Here is a 23,114-nt window from a genome sequence, read left to right as displayed (position 1 = left end):
GACCTCCAAATGTTGAAATTCATTCTTTGTAACTCAACTATACAGAAAATGATTGAGGATAACAAGGAGTTGTGGTATTGTGGTACTACCAGATAAATAAAGGAGCTAAACCGATGACAAAAAAACTTCGTGGCATTACTTGGAACCATACAAGAGGTTATGTTTCAGTTGTAGCTGCTTCGCAACGATATATGGAGCTGCATACAGATGTAGAAATTACGTGGGATAAACGTTCACTACAACATTTTGCGGATTATCCGATTCAAATGTTAGCCGAGCAATATGATTTATTAATTATTGACCATCCATGGGCTGGGTTTGCTGCGGATAAAAACATTTTGGTTCCCTTGGATCAGGTGCTTCCACGTGAGTTTATGGCTGATCAGGCCGCAAATTCAGTTGGTAAATCACACTTAAGCTATAATTTTGACGGTTATCAAAGTGCATTAGCTGTTGATGCAGCAACACCTGTAGCATCCTATCGCCCGGATTTATTCGCAAATGATGGGTTAAATTTGCCAGATACGTGGGATGACTTGATTGGATTAGCTAAGCGAGGTAAGGTTGCTTTTGCTGGAATTCCGATTGATACACTTATGAATTTTTATATGCTTTGCTACACGCAAGGGGAAGAGCCTTTTATCAATAAAGAAAGCGTTGTCAGTACAGATATGGGGCTTAAGGTGCTGGATCAGCTTCGAGAACTTACGAATTACTGTACAGAGGAAATGTTAGATTGGAATCCAATTAAGGTCATGGAAGCGATGTCTACGCGTGATGATATTTATTATTGTCCTTTTGCTTACGGATATTCCAATTATGCCAGACGAGGTTACTCCAAATACGCAGTGCGATCTACTGACATGGTATCTATCGGGGATCATGGGAAACTAAGATCAACCTTAGGCGGAACGGGGCTCGCTATTTCAGTCAATTGCAAGCAAATGGATGATGCATTAGGCTTTGCTATGTTTACAACAAGTAGCGATATCCAAAAAACTATTTATTTCGAGAGCGGCGGTCAGCCAGGACACAGAGAAGCATGGTTGGATGAAGAGGTTAACCGTCAAACGCAGAATTATTACAAAGATACGTTGCCCGCATTGGATCGCGCTTATATGCGTCCTCGATACAGTGGATATTTTCACTTTCAAGATCATGCAGGTGATGTAGTCCGAGATTATATTCGTCATGGCGGTAATCCCAAAGAAGTATTGGCAAAGATGGATATTTTATATCGTGAATCGCTGAAGGAGGAGCATCAGTGAAACCGCTTGAAGGACTTTTAGTGCTGGATTTCAGTCAATATCTTTCCGGACCATCTTCTGCACTGCGTCTTGCGGATCTTGGCGCCAGAGTGGTTAAGGTAGAAAGACCAGGAACCGGTGACGCTTGCCGCCAATTGTCATTAAATAACTTATTGTCGGATGGTGATAGCGTGCTATTCCATTCGATCAACCGTAATAAGGAAAGCTATGCAGCGAATTTAAAAGACCCTGATGATCTCATCAAAGTTAAAAGGTTAATTGAACAAGCGGACGTGATGATTGAAAATTTCCGCCCTGGCACAATGGAAAAGCTAGGTTTAGATTATGAAAGTGTGAAACAAATCAATCCCAAAATCGTCTATGGCAGTGTTACCGGATATGGGAAAGAAGGACCTTGGAATGGCAAGCCAGGCCAAGATTTGTTAATCCAATCGTTATCCGGTTTAGCTTATCTCAATGGAAATGCGGATCAACCTCCGGTTCCTTTCGCACTTGCTGCAGTAGATTTGTTTACAGGGGCACATTTAGTTCAAGGCATTCTTGCTTGTCTTGTACGTCGTGGCCGCACAGGTATTGGCGGGCTGGTGGAAGTTAGTCTGCTTGAATCGATTTTGGATTTCCAGTTTGAGGTACTGACCACACATCTCAATGATGGCGGGCAACCTCCTGTGCGTAGCTCCGTGAATAACGCACATGCCTATTTAGGGGCTCCATACGGAATTTATGAAACAGCGGATGGTTATCTTGCGCTTGCCATGGGTTCGATTATCCGGGTTGGAGAGCTTCTGGAATGTGAGGCATTAGCGACATATACCGATCCGAAAACCTGGTTCACGCACCGAGATGAGATCAAGAGTATCTTAGTAAACCACCTCAAGACGCGAACAACACAGGCATGGTTAGATAGGCTAGAACCTGCTGATTATTGGTGCGCAGATGTTTATACATGGGATCGATTGCTTGAGCACGATGGATTTAAAACGCTTAACATGATTCAGGAAGTCACGAGACCCGGATCCCCTAGCCTACGAATGACACGATGTCCGATTCGGATTAACGAAGCCCGACTTGAGTCAGACAAATGGGCCCCGCGTATCGGTGAGGATAACGAAAGATTGGATAAAGAATTTCTTCTGAGCGAAGTGAGTCAATAGGGAGTTGGCACCATGGCAATAACAACAACACATAAACCTCTTGAAGGTATTCTCGTACTGGACTTCAGTCAGTTCCTCTCCGGACCTTCTGCTGCTTTGCGATTAGCGGATCTCGGCGCAAGGGTGATCAAAATTGAGCGTTCCGGATCAGGTGATATATGTCGAACTTTATATATTTCCAATATGGAAATGGACGGAGATAGCACGTTATTTCATTCCATTAATCGGAATAAAGAAAGCTTCGCTGTGGATTTGAAAAATCCAGATGAACTTGAAATCGTTAGAAGCTTAATTCGTAAAGCGGATGTACTTATTGAAAACTTTCGGCCGGGTGTAATGGAACGACTTGGACTGGATTACAAGCGAGTTCATGAAATAAACCCTACTCTTATCTATGGTGAAATTACAGGCTATGGCCACGAAGGTCCATGGCGCGACAGACCCGGGCAGGATTTACTCGTACAATCGTTATCTGGTCTCGCATGGCTGAACGGTGATGCTGACCAGCCCCCAATGCCTTTTGGTTTAGCGGTTGCGGATATGATGGCAGGCGCACAACTGGTGCAAGGTATTTTGGCTTGCTTAGTGCGACGTGGGATTACAGGTGAAGGGTCTTTCGTCCAAGCAAGTTTGCTTGAAGCTACGCTGGATTTTCAGTTCGAAGTGCTGACAACGTATTTGAACGATGGCGGAAAGCTTCCCGAAAGAAGCGGCATTCATAATGCGCATGCTTATTTAAGGGCCCCTTACGGTATCTACAAGACGGAAGATGGCTTTATCGCACTAGCAATGGGGTCCGTGCTAGAACTTGGCAAGTTGCTTGAATGTAAAGCTTTATTGACCTATACCGATCCGAATGAATGGGCAACGAAGCGAGATGAAATCAAGCGAATCCTTGCGGAGCATCTACAGAACGAATCAACACAGCGATGGCTCTCCGTCCTTGAACCCGCAGATTATTGGTGTGCTGACGTGATGTCATGGGATAAGTTATTGCTGCACGAAGGTTTCCAAACATTAAACATGACACAGCAGGTCACTCGTAATAATGGCACAAGCCTCTTAACTACAAGGTGTCCGATCCGAATAGACGGGCAAATTTTCACATCATCCATAGGCTCACCGATGCTAGGTGAGGATAATCACTCAATCATGAAGGAGCTGGCAGGAAATGACTGAAATTAAAAATGTTAACCGTCCACATCAAGATATCCCTTTGTTTAATACGGAAGATTGGATGTATGAGGAGTTTGAAGTAGGTAAAAAGATCCGTTCCATGCGTCGTACGCTTTCCGAAGGGGAAAGTATGCAATTTAACGCTTTAGTGATGGATATGCACCCTTACGTGGCTGACGAAATTTTTGCCAAAGAAGAAGGCCTTTTTCAGCGTAGATTAGTTGCCGGGGCCTTTGTGTTCAGCGTAGGTCTAGGATTGATGGCACATAATAATATTCACACATTTAGCTATGGGTATGATAAACTTCGTTTTATTAAACCCGTATTTATTGGAGACACCATCTACACCGTGCGTACCCATATGGAAAAGCGTCCTAAGTACAAAGAGTTAGGGTTAGTCAAAGTCAGTTACGAAGTGTATAAAAATGAAGGTGAGCTCGTCCTCTATTGTGAACATTTGCAAACGGTAAAGTACCGAAATCCGGAACAATGGCAAGATCAAATCGAGAAAAAGGGATGATGAGAGATGAGAATTGATGCCCATCAGCATTTCTGGAATTTGGATAAAGTTTCCTATCCGTGGCTTGTACCTGCTTATGGCCCTTTATATCGCACTATTGAAGCTGCTGAGCTCGAACCGTTAATTAGGGCGGCTGGCATCGATAAAACAGTTCTCGTACAAGCAATGGATTCATATGAAGATACTGATTATATGCTTGAAACCGCTTCCCAATTTGATTGGGTAGGCGGTGTTGTAGGATGGGTACCGCTGAATAAGCCCGATGAAGCTGCGAAAAAGCTGCAACTATATACCAAAAATCCTGTATTTAAAGGTATCCGCCATCTGATTCATGAGGAGAAGGATCCGGATTGGGTAGTTCAGGATGATGTCATAGAAGGTTTGAAGGTGTTGGCATCGTTTGGCTTGACGTTTGATGTCGTAGCTGTTTTACCAAGACATCTGCAACATGTACCGACGCTTGCTGAAAAAGTACCTAATCTAAAAATCGTCATTGATCATTTGGCAAAACCGCCCATTAAGGATGGGCAGATGGAGCCTTGGGCAAGTCAGATGAAGAAAGCGGCTTCTTATCCGAATGTATACGCCAAATTATCTGGGCTCAATACGGCTGCAGATTGGGAAAACTGGTCGGCTGCAGATATTAAACCATATATAGATTTTGCTTTCGAGATATTCGGAGCGGAACGTCTCATGTTCGGCAGTGATTGGCCTGTAGCGAATTTGGCTGGTGATTATGCTAAAGTATGGAATGAAACGAACATAGCACTAGAAGGTCGATCGAAAGCCGAAATTGATGCCGTTCTTGGACATACAGCTGTAAATTTTTATCGTTTATAAAAGCTGAATGGAGGCTAATGAAATGATCCAGTCTACGTTTTTCGAGGATTATGAAGTAGGCTCTTCACGGATGACCTTTGGTAGAACGATTACCGAAACAGATATTGTTATGCATGCAGGTCAAACGGGTGACTTTTTCCCGCATCATATGGATGCCGAATGGTGTAAAACGCAGGAATTTGGGCAGCGCATCGCTCATGGCACACTCATATTTAGTGTAGGAATCGGAATGTCTGCCGGCGTAATGAATCCAGAAGCTTTCTCGTATGGTTATGATCGGCTTCGGTTTGTTAAACCTGTGCATATCGGGGATACGATTCGTGTTCGAACTACTATTTCCACCAAAGAAGAATATCCGAAGCGTCCGGCTTACGGACTCGTGACTGAACAAGTAGAAGTACTCAATCAACATAATCAGGTAGTCTTGGCTTGCGCTCACTTATTGTTGGTGAAGAAAAAATAGGCGAAGGGGTGATCACAATGGAACTGAAGCAAAGTGCTTTGCTAGATTTAGACTACAAACCTAAGGTGCCTCAGAATAAAAGCAAGGGAATCGGCATTGTTGGTGCAGGTGCTATTGTGCAAGCCTGCCATCTGCCCGCCTATCGGATTGGTGGACTGAATGTTGTTGGGATTTATGACACGAATCGTAGTCAAGCAGAAATAGTTGCAGGTGAATTTGGACTTAAGAACATATTCGGAACACTAGATGAGTTATTGGATCATCCCGAAATTGAAGTTGTTGATATTGCCATCCCTGCTAAATATCAACTAGAAGTGGTAGAGCGTGCAACAGCGAAAGGCAAACATGTACTTTGTCAAAAGCCGCTTAGCGAATCGTACGCAGATGCCAAACGTATTGTGGAAGTATGCGAGTCAGCGGGTATTAAAGGCGCCGTTAATCAGCAATTGCGCTGGGCACCGGGGATTCGTGCAAGCCGTACCATCATTCAAAGAGGTTGGTTAGGGCAGGTTACACAAGCCTCGATACAAGTGAATGTGAATACAGATTGGTCACTTTGGCCTTGGATTACGAAAATTGATCATCCGGAGTTGATGTATCACAGCATCCATTATGTGGATGCCATCCGCTCCTTATTAGGAACACCAGATTATGTTTACGCTGACGGAGCCAAATTCCCTGGTCAAGTATGTAAAGGGGAAACCCGCACGTTGATCCATATGAAATTTCCAGGTGACGTAACAAGAGGACTCATTCACGACAATCATAATAATATTGCTGCTCAAGATGATTGGTATGCAACCTTCCGTTTTGAAGGAACTGAAGGTGTGATCAAAGGTACTAATGGGGCGTTATATAATTACCCAATCGGTCAGAAAGATACATTGAGCTTTACTTCTCGACAGATCGATCCAGCCTACTGGTTTACACCGGAACTTGAAGGCAGATGGTTTCCGGATGCGTTTTTAGGCACGATGGGGGAATTGTTGAGTGCCATTGAAGAAGAGCGCGAGCCGGAAAACAGTGTTCAAGATAATTTACTAACGCTGCAGGCAGTGTTTGCTGCTTATCGGTCGATGGAAGAAAATCGCCCGATTTGGCTAAAGGAAATTGATTAAGTAAAAAATACAAGATGAGATAATTGAAGTTATAAAGCACCACGTAATCGTTTATAAGCGATCGGTGGTGCTTTATTCACTTCAATTCCGTCTGAAAAGTAGAATAATCCAAAATAATTCAACGAAACTACCAAAATTTTTCTCGATATGAAGATTAATTAACTTTAATATAATTAAAATGTAAGCGCATGCAAAGGAGGTGATAGGAATAATAGTCCATTTTAAAGAGGACTAAGTTAATAGAATGGCATATTTCATCTCTGTTACTGTAAATCATCACAAATGATCGTAACTTAAGGAGGGAAAATGATGAAAAAATGTATTTCTAATCTTCTAATTGCATGTATGCTGCTATCCATGATTAATTTGATAAGCTTCACACAAAACGCATCCGCAGCCGTTCAAGCGACCTATTATGTATCGCCTACGGGAAGTGACAGTAATCCAGGCACCCAAGCCGCTCCATTTCTTACAATTGGGAAAGCACAAACTGTTGTACGTACGGTTAACACTGCGATGACAGGCGATATCCTAGTTTACCTTAGGGGAGGAACTTACACCCTTACATCAACCCTAACATTGACATCACTGGATTCAGGTACGAATGGCTATAATGTCATTTATAAAGCTTTTACTGGAGAAACTCCGATGATCAGTGGTGGAACTCCTATTACTGTATGGACCTTGCATGATGCGGCAAAAAATATTTATAAAGCTAATTACGGAACATCGAAACAAACTAGACAGTTTTATGTTGATGGCGTTAGGGCCATTCGTGCAAAAGGTGATACGCCTACGGGGTATGGTTCGTACACTTCTACCGGGTTTACCTTGCCAACAAATGCTACTTACGCAAATATGGCAAGTTGGGGCAATATCAGCGATATTGAAACGGTAAACAAGCAAAACTGGATGAGTAAAAGGTTTGGCTTCAGTTCCATTACAGGCAATACGGCAACTATGAAAAACCCTGGATGGACGGACGCAACCATGAACGGTAATAGTCGTGGAGCTATAAGTTGGATTGAAAACGCTTATGAATTATTGGACTCAGAAGGAGAATGGTATCATAACCGCACAGATGGCTACATGTATTACAAGCCACGTGCCGGGGAAAACATGTCCACTTCTACCTTCGTCGCTGCCGAACTCGAAACATTAGTCAATGGTGCAGGCACATTAGATCTACCTGTAACTAACATTCAGTTCGATGGGATTACCTTCGCTTATAATACGTGGCTTGAACCGAGCGGGAATAACAGCTATGCGGATTTTCAATCGGGCGTCATGTATCGTAATCTCGGTTTGCCATACACGACGCATCAATGGAGTACGAATCAATATAAGACACCTGCAGGTGTAACCTTTAAAGCAGCAAAAAATGTGGTTATTAAAAACAGTACGTTTACGCATATGGGTAACGCGGCATTGAATTTTGAATATGGCAGTCAAGACAACCAGATTGACTATAATACGTTTACGGATATTTCGGGGAATGGGATTAACATTGGTGGGATCGATCCTAATGTCGACCATCACCCGACCGATGCTAGAGTTATTGTAAAGAATAACGTGGTGTCGAATAACACGATTACCAAAATAGGCGCTGAGTTTATGGGTAATGTCGGCATATTTGTTGGGTATACGGATGGTACGGTTATCACACATAATAAACTTTACGATTTGCCTTACTCAGCTATCACCGTTGGTTGGGGTTGGGGCTTTATTGATACGCTGGGCACATCGGTTGCCAAAAATAACGTCATTGATCACAACCTCATCTATAATTTTAATCATACTTTGAATGATGGTGGAGGGGTATATACATTAGGAAGTCAACCAGGATCCATGGTGTACAGTAATTATATTTATGATGACAAAAACCAATATGCTTTTCTTTATCGAGATAATGGCTCGGTCGGTTTTTTTGATACAAACAACGTCTTAAGTAAGCAAAACTCAGGCACAAACAATTGGTATTATACGAATGTTGGCAGTGGAGGCTATTGGAATGCCCATGACAACAATGCGCATTATAACTTCTATACTTCAGGTATGGGAACCTATATGACAGGTGGCACTAACGTAGTTTCGAATAATACGGCAGTTGTTAGCGATGCTTGGGATGCTACGGCACAAGCGATTTTAGCTAACGCGGGTGTGGGTCTCGGCGATGGGCCAACACCGAATTTCCAAATTCCAGGAAGCACAACTCCTGCCTTACTCTCTCAGGGGAAAACAGCTACTGCTTCATCCATAGCTTCAGGTACGTATGATGCTTCCAAGGCTGTAGATGGTAGTTCTACGACACGATGGATGCAAGCCAGTGGAGCGGCAGGTGCTGCATGGTTGAAGGTAGACTTAGGCGCCAATTATTCAGTTACAAGTGTGAATACGGATTTTTATGTGGCTTCTGGCAGCGGAGTTAAATACAAAATCGAGTATTCAACCGATGATGCTAATTACACCATGTATGGAAACAAAATTGATAATTTCAAGCTTTCAAGCACAGATTCCAAGGTGGCAGTAACAGCTAGGTATATGAGAATCACATTTGCGGATACGCAAGGACTTGATGCAAGTATAAAAGAATTCAGCGTATATGGAGATCCGACGTCAATTCCGAGTGAGACGCCAGTTTCACAAGGGAAAACGGCTACAGCATCAACGATTTATTCAAGTGCATACGATGCTTCCAAGGCTGTCGATGGCGATACGTTGACAAGATGGGCACAAGTCAGTGGTGGATCAGACCCACAATGGTTGAAGGTCGATCTGGGAGCGAATTATGCGATAACCAGTACGAATACGACTTTTCACATGCCTTCGGGACTTGGTATGAAATACAAAATTGAATATTCAACAGATGATACTACTTATGTTATGTATGCAGACAAAACAGCTAGTTTTAACGGTTCAGGCACAGATACGAATGCAGGCGCCATTGCAGCAAGGTATATGAGAATCACATTAACAGGTACGCAAGGACAAGGAAGCAGCCTATATGAATTCAAAGTATTTGGAAGCTTAATTCCCATTTCACAAGGGAAAACGGCAACGGCTTCCTCGATCTATTCAAGTTCATACGATGCTTCCAAAGCAGTGGATGGCAATGCCACATCGCGTTGGGCACAAGCAAGTGGAGCCGCAGATCCATCCTGGTTGAAGGTAGATTTGGGAGCGAACTATTCGATTTCGAGTGTGAGTACGACGTTATATCAACAATCAGGCTTAGGAGAAAAGTACAAAATCGAATATTCAACAGACGATAGTACTTACTCTATGTACTATGATCATACTGGAAGCTTTACAACACAGGCTGCCAACACAGATACCAATGCAGGATCGATTACAGCTAGATATATGAAAATCACACTTACAGCTACACAAGCGCAGGGCGGCAGCATTTACGAGTTTGCTGTGTATGGAAATCCGATAGCTCCACCAGTTCCGCTATCCCAAGGGAAAACGGCTACCGCTTCATCGATTTATTCAGGCACTTACGATGCATCCAAAGCTGTGGATGGGAATGCCACAACGCGTTGGGCACAAGCGAGTGGAGCTGCAGATCCATCCTGGTTGAAGGTCGACTTGGGAGCTAACTATTCGATTTCCAGTGTGAGTACGACCTTTCATCAACAATCGGGATTAGGAGAAAAGTACAAAATCGAATATTCAACAGACGATAGTACTTACTCCATGTATTATGACCATACGGGAAGCTATACGACTCAAGCGGCTAATACGGATACCAATGCAGGATCGATCACAGCTAGATATATGAAAATTACACTTACAGCTACACAAGCACAAGGCGGCAGTATTTATGAATTTAAAGTTTATGGTCAATAATTAAGGAATGAATTGAAACTGCACAAAAGTTTATATGAGCCCTCTGTCTATATGTATAGACAGGGGCTTTGTAATGAATATTTCGCCAAGTTTGTGCAATAAATCAACATTTCGGAGCAAATTAGCTAAACTATAAGTTGGAAGTGTAAAGTACAATTGCTTTATAGGGTGAGAGGCAACAAGTAATAGTAGATGCGGGGTAAACGATGAGAAAATACTTTATGTTTAATAAAGGAAAATATTTCAACAATATATTCTTATGGTTTTCTGCAACCATATCGATTTTAATCATCTTATCCTTAAGCGGAGTCTATTATTATATTGAAAAAGCTGCGATAAAAAACGAATTTATAAATAACGAAAAGATTCTTAAACAAGTAAGCTACAATGCAGAATATATGGATGCCACGGTAAAGAATATTTGTAAGCTTTTATTTTCAAGTCCGGATATTCAAACCATACTATACGATAAACATACCGATGATGATATCATCGATATCATGCAAAAACTGAATAATATCGGTACGCCACTTCTTGCGGCCAATCCTAATATTGATTCCATCTACATCTATAATGGTCAGGATAAGACATTTTATACGAATCGAGATAGGCTCTTATTTGACGACGGTGTGTTAAAACAGTACATAGAGAACGCGATTACAACCAATCAAGCGCTTCCCCTGTTAAAGCCAGTTTCAAGAATAATTCAAAATCAATTGGGGCAAGAAAATCGCGAAGAGGATGTCTTTACTTATTTTATGTATGACGCTCTAGGGAAAGGGATCTTGGATGGCGGAGTCATTGTGAATGTCAAATCAGATTGGTTACTAAGTAATATTAAATTGATAAGCTTACAAGATGATCAACCTGACCAGTCCATTTATTTATTAGATGGAAGAGGTAATATTATTGGAGATCAAACGGTGACACCTGGATTAGCCGTTGCTTTGAAAAATATTTATAAAGATTACCATAAGAATCAGGACTACTTAACGAATATGGGCTCCAAAGAAATATCCGTAGATAATAAAAAATACTATACCTCCTACGTCTATATTCCAAAAGCTGATATTTATATCATAAAAACGCAGCGGGATAATCTAATTCTGAGTTATATAGGTAAATTAAGATTCGTTACAATCATTGTTGGCTTAATTTTCCTTGTTATATCTTTAATCGTCTCTTTATCAATCTCAAGAAGAGTATATAAACCAGTCGGCAAGCTACTGGAACAGATTAAACCTAGACATCCAAAAATCCACAATGCGCGGGATGTCCAAGATGAGTTTTATTATCTAAATGAAGTGTTTAATCAATCATCAGACCAAATCAGTCGTTATGAAAATGAGTTGTCCACCCACAAATTAAGTATGAAAAATATGTTTTTGAGAAAGCTCATCCTTGTAAGCTACAGCATGTCATACGAAGAAATTCAGCGTGCAAGAAATGAGCAGCATACGATACTAGGTAGTAATGGTTATTATACGGTTTGCATAGCAAAGATCGATGGATACGCTATTTTTAAGGAAAGCTATGATATCCAAGATGGGGAGCTTATCAAATTTGCCATTGCAAATATTTTGAGTGAGGTACTTGCAGAGGATTACTTGAACGAAGCTATTTATTTAAATGATGATAAAATTGTTGCTTTGATTTATACGCCTGAAAGCAGTGTGTCTATAGACAATCTAGAGAAGACATTGAAAATCGCACAAGAAAATATTATGAAATACCTGAAGGTTTCGGTCAGCTTCTCTTTAAGTGACAGTGGGAAAGAGTTTAAGCAAATTACAGACTTATTTAATCAAGCATTAGAAGTATCCATGTATCGATTTGTCTATGGAAAGAAATCTATTCTGACTACAGAGAAGATCAAGATCCATACGACTAGTTCCCAAATGGATTATTCTTTTTCTTATGAGAAAAAATTAGTTGAAATCGTTAAGTCAGGCTCCATTTTGAATTTAAATGAGACCTTATCGAAGATTGTAGAGGAGATTTCACAAAACAGCTTTAACAATATCATTCTGTCACTGATGCATCTTGTTAATACAACTCAAATTACGATCAATGAAATTAATAAAAATAGGTTGGAACCCAGCCTAATCAACTTTACGCCTTTATATCATGCCATACATGAACTTGATACGATGGAGGAATATTTCCTACAAATTGTTGAGGTTATGACAGACTATATAGTAAATAATAATCAAAGTGAAACGAATACGAAGCATGCTTTGCTTGCTGAAGCGACGTTAGATTTGATTAACACGGCATACGCAGATAATGGATTAAATATTGAAATGATGGCTTCCTCGTTTAAGGTTTCATCCAAACATTTAGGACAGGTGTTTAAAGAGTATAAAGGGGTTTCTATTTCGGAGTACTTAATGGAACTTCGCTTAAGTCATGCGGTTGATTGGCTGGAGAAGTCAGATCTATCCATTGGTGAAATTGTAAACAAGGTTGGAATGGGAAGTGATACCTACTTTTACAATGTATTTAAACGAAAATTCGGATGCACGCCAAAGCAATATGTGGTGAACAAAAGATTGAAGAATCAATCATAGCGAGAAAAACACCCCGGTTTATTGAAAAAAAAGGGGTGTTTTTTTGTTTCTATTCTTCAAATCATAGTTATTTACGTATATTTGAGTCCGAATCATAAGAAATTCCGTTTTTTTGAATATCAACTTTGGCTTAAATCCGATAATGTGAAGCTTACAGAAAACAAAAAATATAGAGAAGACAGGAAGGTGCATCATTGGCGATGAAGGCCGTATCGAGATTTTCAAAACATAGTAGAGATATCAGTTTATTATTTCTAGGACTCCCATCACTTATTCTGATATTAGTATTTAATTACATCCCATTGCTGGGTTTAATCATTCCGTTTAAGGATGTACGATTGGGTAATGATATCTTCACCAGTAAATGGATTGGTTTTGACAATTTTAAGTTTTTATTTACATCACCCGATTTTTATATCATCACACGAAATACGATTGCTTATAATGTGGTTTTTATTATTCTTGGAACCATAGTAACCGTAGGTATAGCCTTAATGATGTTTGAACTCACTAAAAAATATGTGAAAATATATCAAACGGCGCTGTTCTTTCCTTACTTTTTTTCATGGATCGTTGTTGGTCTTATTTTTATGGGATTATTCGATATGAATTATGGATTACTAAATGTCATCTTGAATTATTTTGGTTTCAATGAGATTGCCTGGTATAACGAATCTCGTTACTGGCCGTATATCCTTGTATTTACCGCTGTATGGAAATCGGCAGGTTACTCGGCACTGATCTACTATACAGGGTTACTAAGTATCGATCCGGAACTATATGAAGCCTCTTATCTAGATGGAGCCACTAAGTTTCAACGAATCCTATATGTATCTATCCCGCTTTTAAAGCCATTGATTATTATGCTAACACTCTTCTCAATCGGAAGAATTTTTTACAGCGATTTCGGGTTGTTCTACAGTCTGCCTAATGATTCCAAACTGCTTTATGATGTAACGCAAACGATTGATGTGTATGTGTACAATTCACTCAAAGGTGTTGGAAGTATAGGAATGTCAGCTGCTGCAGGGTTTTACCAATCCCTTTGTGGTTGTATCCTAGTCATTGTTACTAATGCAATCGTAAGGAAAGTCGATAAGGAAAATTCATTGTTTTAGGAGGATAGAAATGGAAAGAGAAGAGAAAAACAAATTTACGTTATCGCATATATGGATCCACCTCATATTAATCATATTTTGTTTATTGTGTATTATCCCTTTTGTACTTGTCATATCTATTTCTTTTAGCAGCGATGGTTATATGTTGAAAAATGGATATTCGTTAATTCCAAAAGTATACAGCCTGGCGGGCTATCGGCTTGTATTTTCGGATCCTTCGATCATTCTTCGTTCATTCGGGGTATCCATGTTTAATGTTATCGTAGGAACATCATTGAGCATGTGGTTCACGGCTACATTGGGGTATGTTATTTCGAGGAAGGATTATCGATTTGCCAATAAGACCTCATTATTTATTTTCTTCACGATGCTTTTTAATGGAGGTTTAATTCCTACCTATCTGCTAATAGCCAAATACCTACATCTTAGAGACAATATCTTCGTGATGATCCTTCCGCTCTTAGTTAATGCATGGAACGTTTTGTTGATGAAAGGATTCATGCAAAGTATACCCATGACAGTCATCGAGTCGGCCAAAATCGATGGCGCCGGTGAGTTAAGAACATTCATACAAATTATTATTCCGATGGCTAAATCGGGTATTGCGACCGTGTCATTGTTTTCTGTACTTATGTTCTGGAACGACTGGTTTACTCCGCTGCTGTATATTCAGAACCAGAAATTAGCCCCATTGCAGCTGCTATTATATAGGTTGATGTCGCAAGTGAATTATCTGGCTACCAATATAGGCCCTAATGTTCGTGATTTCAAACTGGAAAACTTACCCACAATTTCTGCTCGGATGGCTATGGTTGTTGTTGCGATTGGACCTATGCTTCCTGTATTTCTTTTCTTCCAGAAATACTTTGTCAAAGGTTTGACGGTTGGAGCCGTGAAGGGCTAAATATTAAAGGAAGTCGAATAAGGAGATGTTTATTATGTTAAAGAAGGAACACCTTATGACGTTACCTGCTGAAATTAGGGTAAATGAAACTGAACTAGACTATGCAAAAGACATTGTGGTCACCAGAGAATGGCATGGGGAAATTTGCTACAGCAGCATAATTAACAATGGCAAGAGTAGCGTTAGACTGAAAGAAGCAGTTCTGTTCGCAGGCTCACATCTACTTGATGTCGATACTTCCTTGTACAGTGAAGGATATAGCATGTTATCACAATATGGCGGGACTATTGGTGACCCCAAATTTATTGGTTGCTATAATGATCAGGATGTATTTAAGATACCGACTGTTGAAGATTTTTCTACAACCTATAATATGCTGATATTATCACCTACATCGTCAAATCATATTTTGTTAGCTTTTGTTTCCTCACACAGATTCAGAGGTGAGTTCCGTGTAAATAACGATCAACTTGAGATTGCTCTCGTTTTAGAGGGTTTAAAGCTCGAGCCAGGACAAACATTAAAGCTTGAGGAGTTTCTATACCTTCAAGGAACGGATCGTGATCAGTTGCAAGCTGATTTGGCAGCGCAGCTTGACCAACGCCATCCGAAGCTTGATTATGCACAGCCGCCGACAGGCTGGTGCTCATGGTACTGTTATGGCCCCGAAGTTACAGAACAAGATATCGAAGATAATTTAAACGCAATATCTGAGCGTGAGCTTAACCTGAAATTTATTCAAATCGATGATGGCTATCAGGCATTCATGGGTGACTGGCTAGATAAACATCAAACATTTGGAAAAGACGTTAAACAGATTTGTGACAAAATATCTGCTAAAGGGTTTCAGCCAGCCATCTGGGTAGCCCCTTTTATTGCCGAAGAACAATCGACTTTATTTCATGAACATCCAGAATGGTTTGTGAAGGATGAAGATGGAAAGCCATTGCCTGCCGATCGGTATTCGTTTGGAGGTTGGAGAAACGGTCCTTGGTATATGCTCGATGGATCGCATCCGAAGGCTCGGGAATATCTCCGTCATGTTTTCAAGACGATGAGAGAAGAGTGGGGATGCACGTATTTCAAGCTGGATGCGAATATGTGGGGAGCGCTACCATATGGGAAGAGATTTGACCCTACTTATACAAGTATTCAAGCTTATAGAGAAGGAATGAAGGCTATTCTCGAGGCAGTTGGACCAGATAGCTTCGTGCTCGGATGCAATGCGCCTATGTGGCCTTCGATTGGAGTGGTGCATGGGATGAGGGTTTCTAATGATATTTACCGGAAGTGGAAGAGTATTCATGATGTGGCTAAGGAGAATTTTCAGCGGAATTGGCAGCATAATAAGCTCTGGATCAACGATCCGGACTGTCTGTTATTCGAAAATTTAGAGGACTATTGTACGATCGTAAATTCAGATATGGAACAATTAGTCCCGGACGGAAAAATAGTGAGAATTAAATCGGATTTAACCAGCAATGAATTCATTTTTCTTGCGACATTTATTTATGCAACTGGAGCAATGGTGTTATCAGGAGACAGAATCGTTAACATATCAGATGAGACAACGGCTTTATTGAAAAAAATGCTTCCTCCTACCAATGTAGCTGCGAGATTTGATGACCCGAGCTTTCGGATCGGAAGAGTGCAAATGATGGATAAAGAATTAGTGTTCCTATTCAACTGGGATGACCAGTCTAATAGCTTTGAAGTAGAGTTAACGAAAAATAACGGTTGGATTGAAGATTTCTGGACTTCTGAATCTCTTGGTACGCACAATGGGAAAATGAATATTGAGCTCGGAAAACATGAAGCGAAATTGTTGATATGTTCATAGGAGCTTAATAAGATGAGCTAACAGCATGACTAATTTTGGTTGTAACTGGAAACAGTTAACAATAAATAACACATATTATTAGGAGGGTTTAGACATGAAAAATTCCAAGAAAGTAAACGTATCGAGTGGTTTACTCGTTATGGCAACCTCGCTCGCGCTTCTCGTTACGGGATGCAGTTCTTCAAAACCATCAGAGTCCACAACGCCAGCAACACAATCTGCAGCACCAACTGCTGCAGCGACAGTTGATCCATTGAAGGAAAAGGTTACCCTTACTTGGTATATCGACGGTACTCCTCAAAAAGATACAGATGCTGTATTGGCGGAGGCAAACAAAATCCTCGAACAAAAAATTAATGCTACTCTTAAGCTGGTTTACGTGGATTGGGGTAGTTATGACGATACAATGAAATTGAAGGTTGCATCTGGCGAGGAGTTTGATCTTGCATTTACCGCCGGTTGGGCGTTCAATTTCACTCAGAATGCTGTGAACGGCGCATTCATTCCAGTGGATGATTTACTGAATAAATACGGAAAAAATATATTAAATCAAGTACAGCCCGCTGATCTATGGAAAGCTGTGACATTCAAAGGGAAAAAAATGGGCATACCTCACTTTGGTAGTTACGTTAACGGCACTGGGCTTTCATTTGATAAAGATATTCTAACAAAAACAGGTTTTGACGCAAATAGTATTAAGAAATTGGCAGATTTAGAACCGTTTCTTGCAAAAGTTAAAAGCACAATGCCAGAAAAAGTTGCTTTCTCTCCAACTGCAGGAGGCAATTTCATGAATATTGTGAATGGTACTAATAATAAAAATGCCGAATCCATTGATCCAATACTTTCTTATAACTATAGTGATAGTAAGGTTGTCCCTTATCCAACTTTACCTCTGAATGTAGAGGCATACAAGCTACTTAGAGATTGGTATAACAAGGGTTACATTAGCAAGGATGCTGCTAGTGTTAAGGATTGGATCGGAGATATCAAAACAAGAAAATATGCAAGCTGGATTCAAAACTATGCTTTGGGTGATGCTGAAATTGACAATGCGAATGCGAGCAGTCAATTTGGCGGTCCAACTACGGTTGTCAAACTAAATGACGGTAGTTTTGTAACCGGAAGTGTAACATCTAAGTTAACTGGTATTAGCAAGACATCCAAGCATCCGGATCGGGCTATGATGCTATTGAACCTTTTGAACGATGGATCTGACAATAAATTGTTTACTATACTTGCTCATGGTATTGAAGGGAAACATTACAAAGTGACGGGCAAGGATCCTATAGATGGAAAACCAGTTATTGAAACGATTGCTGGTGCTGGATACGATGCTCAATTGAGTTGGGAAATGGGACCAGACACAACAAGACCTTATACCGCAGGGACAGGTGCCAAATTTCTTGATATTGCGCTGAAGGCTAACAAAAGTGCCTCACTATCTCCTCTTTTAGGGTTCACTTATACCCCGGATAATGTTAAAAATGAATACGCAGCAATTAAATCAGTGTATGACAAATACAAGCCGATCCTTGAAACAGGTTCTGCTGATGTGGATGCTACTTTAACGAAATTGAATGATGAATTAGCAAAAGCAGGAATCGATAAAGTTGTGGCAGATGCTAATAAACAAATCGCTGATTGGAAAGCGGCTAATGGTAAATAACTGTCTTGTGAATTGACTCTTATTTGCACAGTAATAATGGATTTTAAAACAGTCTAAAGGCATTATTTCGTCATCTGCCAGGCCTTTTACAGAAATAATAGTAAAGGGCTTGGCTTTTTGTTTTCCGAAACGAGAATGGTTACTCACGCAAATATCGTACCTCATTTAATAGAGTGGTTTATCAACTCAATAAACCGGGGGATATAGAATAGCAAGGTATAATCTAGTCAAAATGAACGACTTCAGAACAGTGCAGTAAAGAAGGAGCGAGATTATGTTCGGTAAAGAACAATTAATGATTATGCATACTGAAACAAGATTACATCAAGAGGAACATGTCAGTACGGAGCTACTTAGTATTTCAAGAGAATGGCATGGGGATATTTGCAGCAGCAGTATAACAAACAAGGGCAAGAGCAGTGTTCGATTAAAAGAAGCAGCGATTTTCTTAGGTTCACATACATTTGATGAGAATACTCCTTTGTATGGGGAAGGATATAGCAAGTTATCCCAATACGGCGGAACCATCGGAGAATCCGAATTTATAGGCAGCTATAACGATCATACGCATTATAAAATGCCTACTGTTGAAGGATATTCCACAACTTATAATGTGCTGCTTATATCACCTTCCAGATCTAAACATATTTTATTTGCATTTGTGTCCTCTTATAGATTCAGAGGAGAATTTCGTATAAATAAGGATCATCTTGAGATAGTTCTCGATTTGGAGGGATTAACACTCCATCCGGGAGAAAGGTTGCAGTTGGAGGAGTTTCTAGTCCTTAATGGAACGGATCGAGAGCAATTGCTATCTGATCTCGCAGATCAGCTTGACCGGCACCATCCGAAGTTGGATTATGCTCAGCTGCCGACAGGATGGTGCTCATGGGCGTGCTATGGTCCAGAAGTCACTGAGAAAGACGTCGAGGCTAATTTGAATGCGATTTCTGATCGGAATCTAGATTTGGAATTTATTCAAATTGATGACGGATATCAGGCTTTTATGGGCGATTGGTTCATTAAACATCCGTCCTTTGGCAACGATGTAAAGCAAATTTGCGAAAAAATTAAGGATAGGGGCTTTAAGCCTGCGATTTGGGTTGCTCCTTTTATTGCGGAGAAAGAATCTGTATTGTTTATGGAACACCCGGATTGGTTTGTGAAAGATGAAGATGACCTTCCCTTGCCTTCCGATCGATATTCTTTCGGAGGCTGGAGAAACGGCCCCTGGTATATGCTCGATGGATCGCATCCGGAAGCACGGGAATTTCTCCGAAGCCTGTTTAAAACCATGAGAGAAGAATGGGGATGCACGTATTTCAAGCTGGATGCTAACATGTGGGGAGCACTTCCATTGGGTAAGAGATATGACTCTACGTATACAAGTATTCAAGCCTATAGGCATGGAATGGAGGCGATTCTCGAGGGGGCGGGAGCGAATAGCTTCGTCCTCGGTTGCAATGCGCCAATGTGGCCTTCACTTGGATTGGTGCATGGGATGAGAATCGCAAATGATGTTTTCCGAACATGGAGCAGTTTTCATGATGTGGCAAAGGAGAACTTTAGGCGGAATTGGCAGCATAATAGGCTGTGGGTCAACGATCCAGACTGTGTTCTACTCCAGAACTTAGAGTTGGATCAACTAGGTCCTGACGGAAATATGGTGAAAGTTAGATCAGAAATGACCCCTAGTGAGTTCATTTTTCATGCGACATTTATATATGCGACTGGTGCTATGGTACTGTCGGGAGATAAAATCGTTGATTTGTCGGATGAGAATACGGCTTTATTGAAAAGATTGATTCCTCCAACCCGAATAGCTGCGAGATTTGATGATTCGAGCTTTCAAATTGGAAGAGTGCAGCAGTTGGATAGAGAATTAGTGTTCCTTTTTAACTGGGAGGATCAACCTAGAAGCTTTGAAGTGCAGTTAACGAAAAATAACTGTAGGATTGAAGATTTCTGGACAGGTGATTTTTTAGGTGTTCACAATAAAAACATGAAGATCGATCTCGGAAGTCATGAAGCGAGATTGTTGATATGTACTTAGGCGTTTAGGAAGTCAGTGTTTGCAGTGACAGGAGTGAACGTATGTCCAGAAACTTATTGAAGAATATGTATCCATAATCCTATTGGGGAGAATAGTCAGGAAGAAGCATTCCAATTTGGAGGAGTATCCATGAAAAATTTAGAAAAGTATAATGTCATCTGGCACTGTCAGAGTCAAAACTCCAGTGAAAATATGCCCGTTGGAGGGCATGACATAGGTTTGAACGTATGGGTGGAGCAAGGGGATATTCTATTCTATATCGACAGAAGCGGCAGCTTTGATGAAAATAATCAAATGCTTAAATTAGGTCGTGTCCGAATCAGGCTGCACCCCAATCCATTCGCAGATAAGCATTATTTCCGTCAGGAGCTGAAGCTGAGAGAAGGGTATATTGAAATTCGTGGCGCGAATCAAGACGGGCTCGAAGCGAAGCTGGACCTATGGGTTGAAACTGATAAACCTGTTGCCCATATCGAAGTATTCGCAAGTCAGCCTATTCACGTCGAAGCGATCTATGAAAATTGGCGAATGGGGGAAAGGGAAATCCCGTTCGACAAACGCATGCCTTGTATAAGTTATCGGGGATACCCCGGAAAGGTAACTACCAAGCCGGACACGGTTACTTTTGCGGCAAACGATATTATGTTCTATCACCGTAATCAGAATGAGGGACTCTTATTTGACCAGTTGGTTGAGCAGCAAGGGTTGAATCATATGAAGGAACAGATGTGGAATCCACAATCCGATCTAACCTTTGGCGGACTAATGTTAGGAACGGACATGATTGCAAATGGGATCATAGATGGCACTTATATCCAAACACCCTTCACAGGATGGAAAATAAGTAGTCAAGCCCCAAAGGAATATCACGCTGTCTCGATTAGCATGAATACGAGTCAAGCCGCTGCCATCGAAGAATGGAAGGAGCAGGTTTACGCTTTGAAAGCGAAGACGCTGGCAGAAATTGCAGTAGCACGCCAAGCGGCACGCGATTATTGGGAAGCATACTGGGAGCGAAGCTTCATAAGTATTCAACCTGATGAAGCGAATCATACGAGTAAGCCATGGCAGGTAGGCCGAAATTATAACCTTTTCCGATATATGCTGGGCTGTAATCCAAGAGGCAAATATCCGACCAAGTTTAACGGAGGTCTGTTCACCAGTGATCCTTCTTATGTTGTACCGGAAAAAGATCTGCATTCGGAAACGCCTGATTTCCGTCTTTGGGGTGGAGGAAGCTTTGTTGCACAAAACCAGCGGTTGGTCTACTGGCCGATGCTGAAAAGCGGCGATTTCGAGCTCTGTCTGCCGCAATTCGATTTCTATCTGAATGCATTATCGAATGCTGAACTGCGAACCAAGGAATATTGGGGACATGAAGGCTGCTCCTTTACAGAGCAAATGGAGAATTTCGGACTGCCGATTGGCTGGGGCTGGGGTTGGCTGGACAGTTATGATAAAACGCACCTGAGAACACCCTATTCCGATCCCACCGAGCTAATTGGTCCTTGGATTCGTTACTATTATACAAACCAGCTGGAATTCGCTTTCATGATCATGAAATACCATCAATATAGCGGACAAGATATTACGAAATATCTGCCTTTGATTGAAAGTGCTATTCGCTTTTTTGATCAGCACTACCAGTATCGGAACTATTTGAATACCTGCAAAAAATTGGATGACAACGGGCATTTGGTGTTCTCTCCTTCAACCGCATGTGAAACCTATAAGAATGCCGTGAATCCTGCGGATCTTATAGCGGCCATGCAAGCAACCGTCGAGGCTGTTTTGAAACTGCCTGCTGAATATCTCAATGACGAGAAGCACGCTTACTATGTAGGGCTTTTGAAGCGTATTCCGCCGTTGAATTATCGGGATATCAATGGACGAACTACAATTGCTCCAGCCCAATATTGGACGGATATTATCAATCTTGAAATTCCGCAATTGTATCCGGTATTCCCATATGAGCAATACGGAATTGGCAAGGATAATGTACAGATTGCCATTAATACATGGCATTATGGTGTAGAGAAAGAGGGTCAGAAAAATCACATCAGCTGGCATCAGGATTCTATCTTTTGCGCAAGAATGGGGTTAACGGATGAGGCGGCTGAACTAGCGATTCGTAAATTAGAGGATTCCGGAACACGCTTTCCAGCTTACTGGGGACCTGGGCACGATTGGCTGCCGGATCATAACTGGGGCGGCTCGGGCATGATCGGTTTACAGGACATGCTGATGCAGTCTTACGGCAAAGAAATCTACTTGCTTCCTGCTTGGCCCAAGTCATGGGATGTAGATTTCAAGCTGCACGCACCTTTTAGTACGACGGTTGAGGGCAAGGTAAGAAAAGGCAGTTTGGTGGAGTTAAAGGTAACACCTGAAACAAGGCTTACAGATATTGTGAATATGTGGGAAACAGTTCTTTCATATCAGACTTAATTTGGATGGAAAAAGAGTTCCTTTTCTTTGAGAAAAGTGCTCTTTTTGTCAAGATTCCAAAAATCAGAGGTATATTCGTAAATTTGAGTCCAAATTAAGAGTACTTTCCGTTTTTTTGAGT

15 protein-coding genes are annotated in these 23,114 nt (G+C 41.1%); all 15 read left to right on the top strand.

Features of this window, described 5'->3' with window-relative positions; all coding sequences use genetic code 11:
• Positions 1-113: 113 nt before the first annotated feature.
• Positions 114-1,268: an ABC transporter substrate-binding protein gene (locus AC58QC_RS00345; RefSeq protein ID WP_497413222.1), complete on the top strand. Its 1,155-nt coding sequence runs from the start codon at positions 114-116 to the stop codon at positions 1,266-1,268.
• Positions 1,265-2,422, top strand: a complete 1,158-nt coding sequence (locus AC58QC_RS00340; protein WP_497413221.1) for a CaiB/BaiF CoA transferase family protein — start codon at positions 1,265-1,267, stop codon at positions 2,420-2,422. The genes AC58QC_RS00345 and AC58QC_RS00340 overlap by 4 nt, the downstream gene beginning before the upstream one ends.
• Positions 2,423-2,434: 12 nt before the next feature.
• A complete protein-coding gene (locus AC58QC_RS00335; protein ID WP_497413220.1) occupies positions 2,435-3,601 on the top strand; it encodes a CaiB/BaiF CoA transferase family protein in 1,167 nt (388 codons plus the stop codon).
• Positions 3,594-4,118, top strand: a complete 525-nt coding sequence (locus tag AC58QC_RS00330) for a MaoC family dehydratase (RefSeq protein WP_497413219.1) — start codon at positions 3,594-3,596, stop codon at positions 4,116-4,118. The genes AC58QC_RS00335 and AC58QC_RS00330 overlap by 8 nt, the downstream gene beginning before the upstream one ends.
• 6 nt (positions 4,119-4,124) lie before the next feature.
• Positions 4,125-4,958, top strand: coding sequence for an amidohydrolase family protein (locus AC58QC_RS00325; protein ID WP_497413218.1), 834 nt, complete (start codon positions 4,125-4,127; stop codon positions 4,956-4,958).
• 22 nt (positions 4,959-4,980) lie between these two features.
• Positions 4,981-5,421, top strand: a complete 441-nt coding sequence (locus AC58QC_RS00320) for a MaoC/PaaZ C-terminal domain-containing protein (protein ID WP_497413217.1) — start codon at positions 4,981-4,983, stop codon at positions 5,419-5,421.
• A 17-nt stretch (positions 5,422-5,438) separates the two neighbouring features.
• Entirely contained in the window at positions 5,439-6,539 is a 1,101-nt protein-coding gene (locus AC58QC_RS00315) for a Gfo/Idh/MocA family protein (protein WP_497413216.1), read from the top strand.
• A gap of 309 nt (positions 6,540-6,848) precedes the next feature.
• Complete coding sequence (locus tag AC58QC_RS00310) at positions 6,849-10,391, top strand: discoidin domain-containing protein (protein WP_497413215.1); 3,543 nt, start codon at positions 6,849-6,851, stop codon at positions 10,389-10,391.
• A gap of 221 nt (positions 10,392-10,612) precedes the next feature.
• Positions 10,613-12,961 carry an AraC family transcriptional regulator gene (locus AC58QC_RS00305; protein WP_497413214.1) on the top strand — a complete coding sequence of 783 codons (2,349 nt, stop codon included), beginning with the start codon at positions 10,613-10,615 and terminating at the stop codon, positions 12,959-12,961.
• A gap of 338 nt (positions 12,962-13,299) precedes the next feature.
• Positions 13,300-14,079: an ABC transporter permease subunit gene (locus AC58QC_RS00300; RefSeq protein WP_497413213.1), complete on the top strand. Its 780-nt coding sequence runs from the start codon at positions 13,300-13,302 to the stop codon at positions 14,077-14,079.
• 10 nt (positions 14,080-14,089) lie between these two features.
• A complete protein-coding gene (locus AC58QC_RS00295; RefSeq protein ID WP_497413212.1) occupies positions 14,090-14,983 on the top strand; it encodes a carbohydrate ABC transporter permease in 894 nt (297 codons plus the stop codon).
• A gap of 34 nt (positions 14,984-15,017) precedes the next feature.
• Positions 15,018-16,823 (top strand): glycoside hydrolase family 36 protein, encoded by a 1,806-nt coding sequence (locus AC58QC_RS00290; RefSeq protein WP_497413211.1) that lies wholly within the window; start codon positions 15,018-15,020, stop codon positions 16,821-16,823.
• A gap of 94 nt (positions 16,824-16,917) precedes the next feature.
• Positions 16,918-18,492 (top strand): ABC transporter substrate-binding protein, encoded by a 1,575-nt coding sequence (locus AC58QC_RS00285; RefSeq protein ID WP_497413210.1) that lies wholly within the window; start codon positions 16,918-16,920, stop codon positions 18,490-18,492.
• A 274-nt stretch (positions 18,493-18,766) separates the two neighbouring features.
• Positions 18,767-20,545, top strand: coding sequence for a glycoside hydrolase family 36 protein (locus tag AC58QC_RS00280; RefSeq protein WP_497413209.1), 1,779 nt, complete (start codon positions 18,767-18,769; stop codon positions 20,543-20,545).
• A 129-nt stretch (positions 20,546-20,674) separates the two neighbouring features.
• Positions 20,675-22,993, top strand: a complete 2,319-nt coding sequence (locus AC58QC_RS00275) for a DUF5703 domain-containing protein (RefSeq protein ID WP_497413208.1) — start codon at positions 20,675-20,677, stop codon at positions 22,991-22,993.
• The last annotated feature ends 121 nt before the right edge of the window (positions 22,994-23,114 follow it).

The organism is Paenibacillus sp. J22P51 (genome assembly GCF_059692215.1).
Note: the sequence above shows the minus strand (reverse complement) of the source record. Positions and strands in the feature narration are given on the sequence as shown.

Bases quoted from the DNA above. Each gene is read 5' to 3' on its own strand.
- AC58QC_RS00345 (WP_497413222.1), top strand. From the start codon at position 114: ATGACAAAAAAACTTCGTGGCATTACTTGGAACCATACAAGAGGTTAT.
- AC58QC_RS00335 (WP_497413220.1), top strand. From the start codon at position 2,435: ATGGCAATAACAACAACACATAAACCTCTTGAAGGTATTCTCGTACTG.
- AC58QC_RS00330 (WP_497413219.1), top strand. From the start codon at position 3,594: ATGACTGAAATTAAAAATGTTAACCGTCCACATCAAGATATCCCTTTG.
- AC58QC_RS00325 (WP_497413218.1), top strand. From the start codon at position 4,125: ATGAGAATTGATGCCCATCAGCATTTCTGGAATTTGGATAAAGTTTCC.
- AC58QC_RS00320 (WP_497413217.1), top strand. From the start codon at position 4,981: ATGATCCAGTCTACGTTTTTCGAGGATTATGAAGTAGGCTCTTCACGG.
- AC58QC_RS00315 (WP_497413216.1), top strand. From the start codon at position 5,439: ATGGAACTGAAGCAAAGTGCTTTGCTAGATTTAGACTACAAACCTAAG.
- AC58QC_RS00310 (WP_497413215.1), top strand. From the start codon at position 6,849: ATGAAAAAATGTATTTCTAATCTTCTAATTGCATGTATGCTGCTATCC.
- AC58QC_RS00305 (WP_497413214.1), top strand. From the start codon at position 10,613: ATGTTTAATAAAGGAAAATATTTCAACAATATATTCTTATGGTTTTCT.
- AC58QC_RS00295 (WP_497413212.1), top strand. From the start codon at position 14,090: ATGGAAAGAGAAGAGAAAAACAAATTTACGTTATCGCATATATGGATC.
- AC58QC_RS00290 (WP_497413211.1), top strand. From the start codon at position 15,018: ATGTTAAAGAAGGAACACCTTATGACGTTACCTGCTGAAATTAGGGTA.
- AC58QC_RS00285 (WP_497413210.1), top strand. From the start codon at position 16,918: ATGAAAAATTCCAAGAAAGTAAACGTATCGAGTGGTTTACTCGTTATG.
- AC58QC_RS00280 (WP_497413209.1), top strand. From the start codon at position 18,767: ATGTTCGGTAAAGAACAATTAATGATTATGCATACTGAAACAAGATTA.
- AC58QC_RS00275 (WP_497413208.1), top strand. From the start codon at position 20,675: ATGAAAAATTTAGAAAAGTATAATGTCATCTGGCACTGTCAGAGTCAA.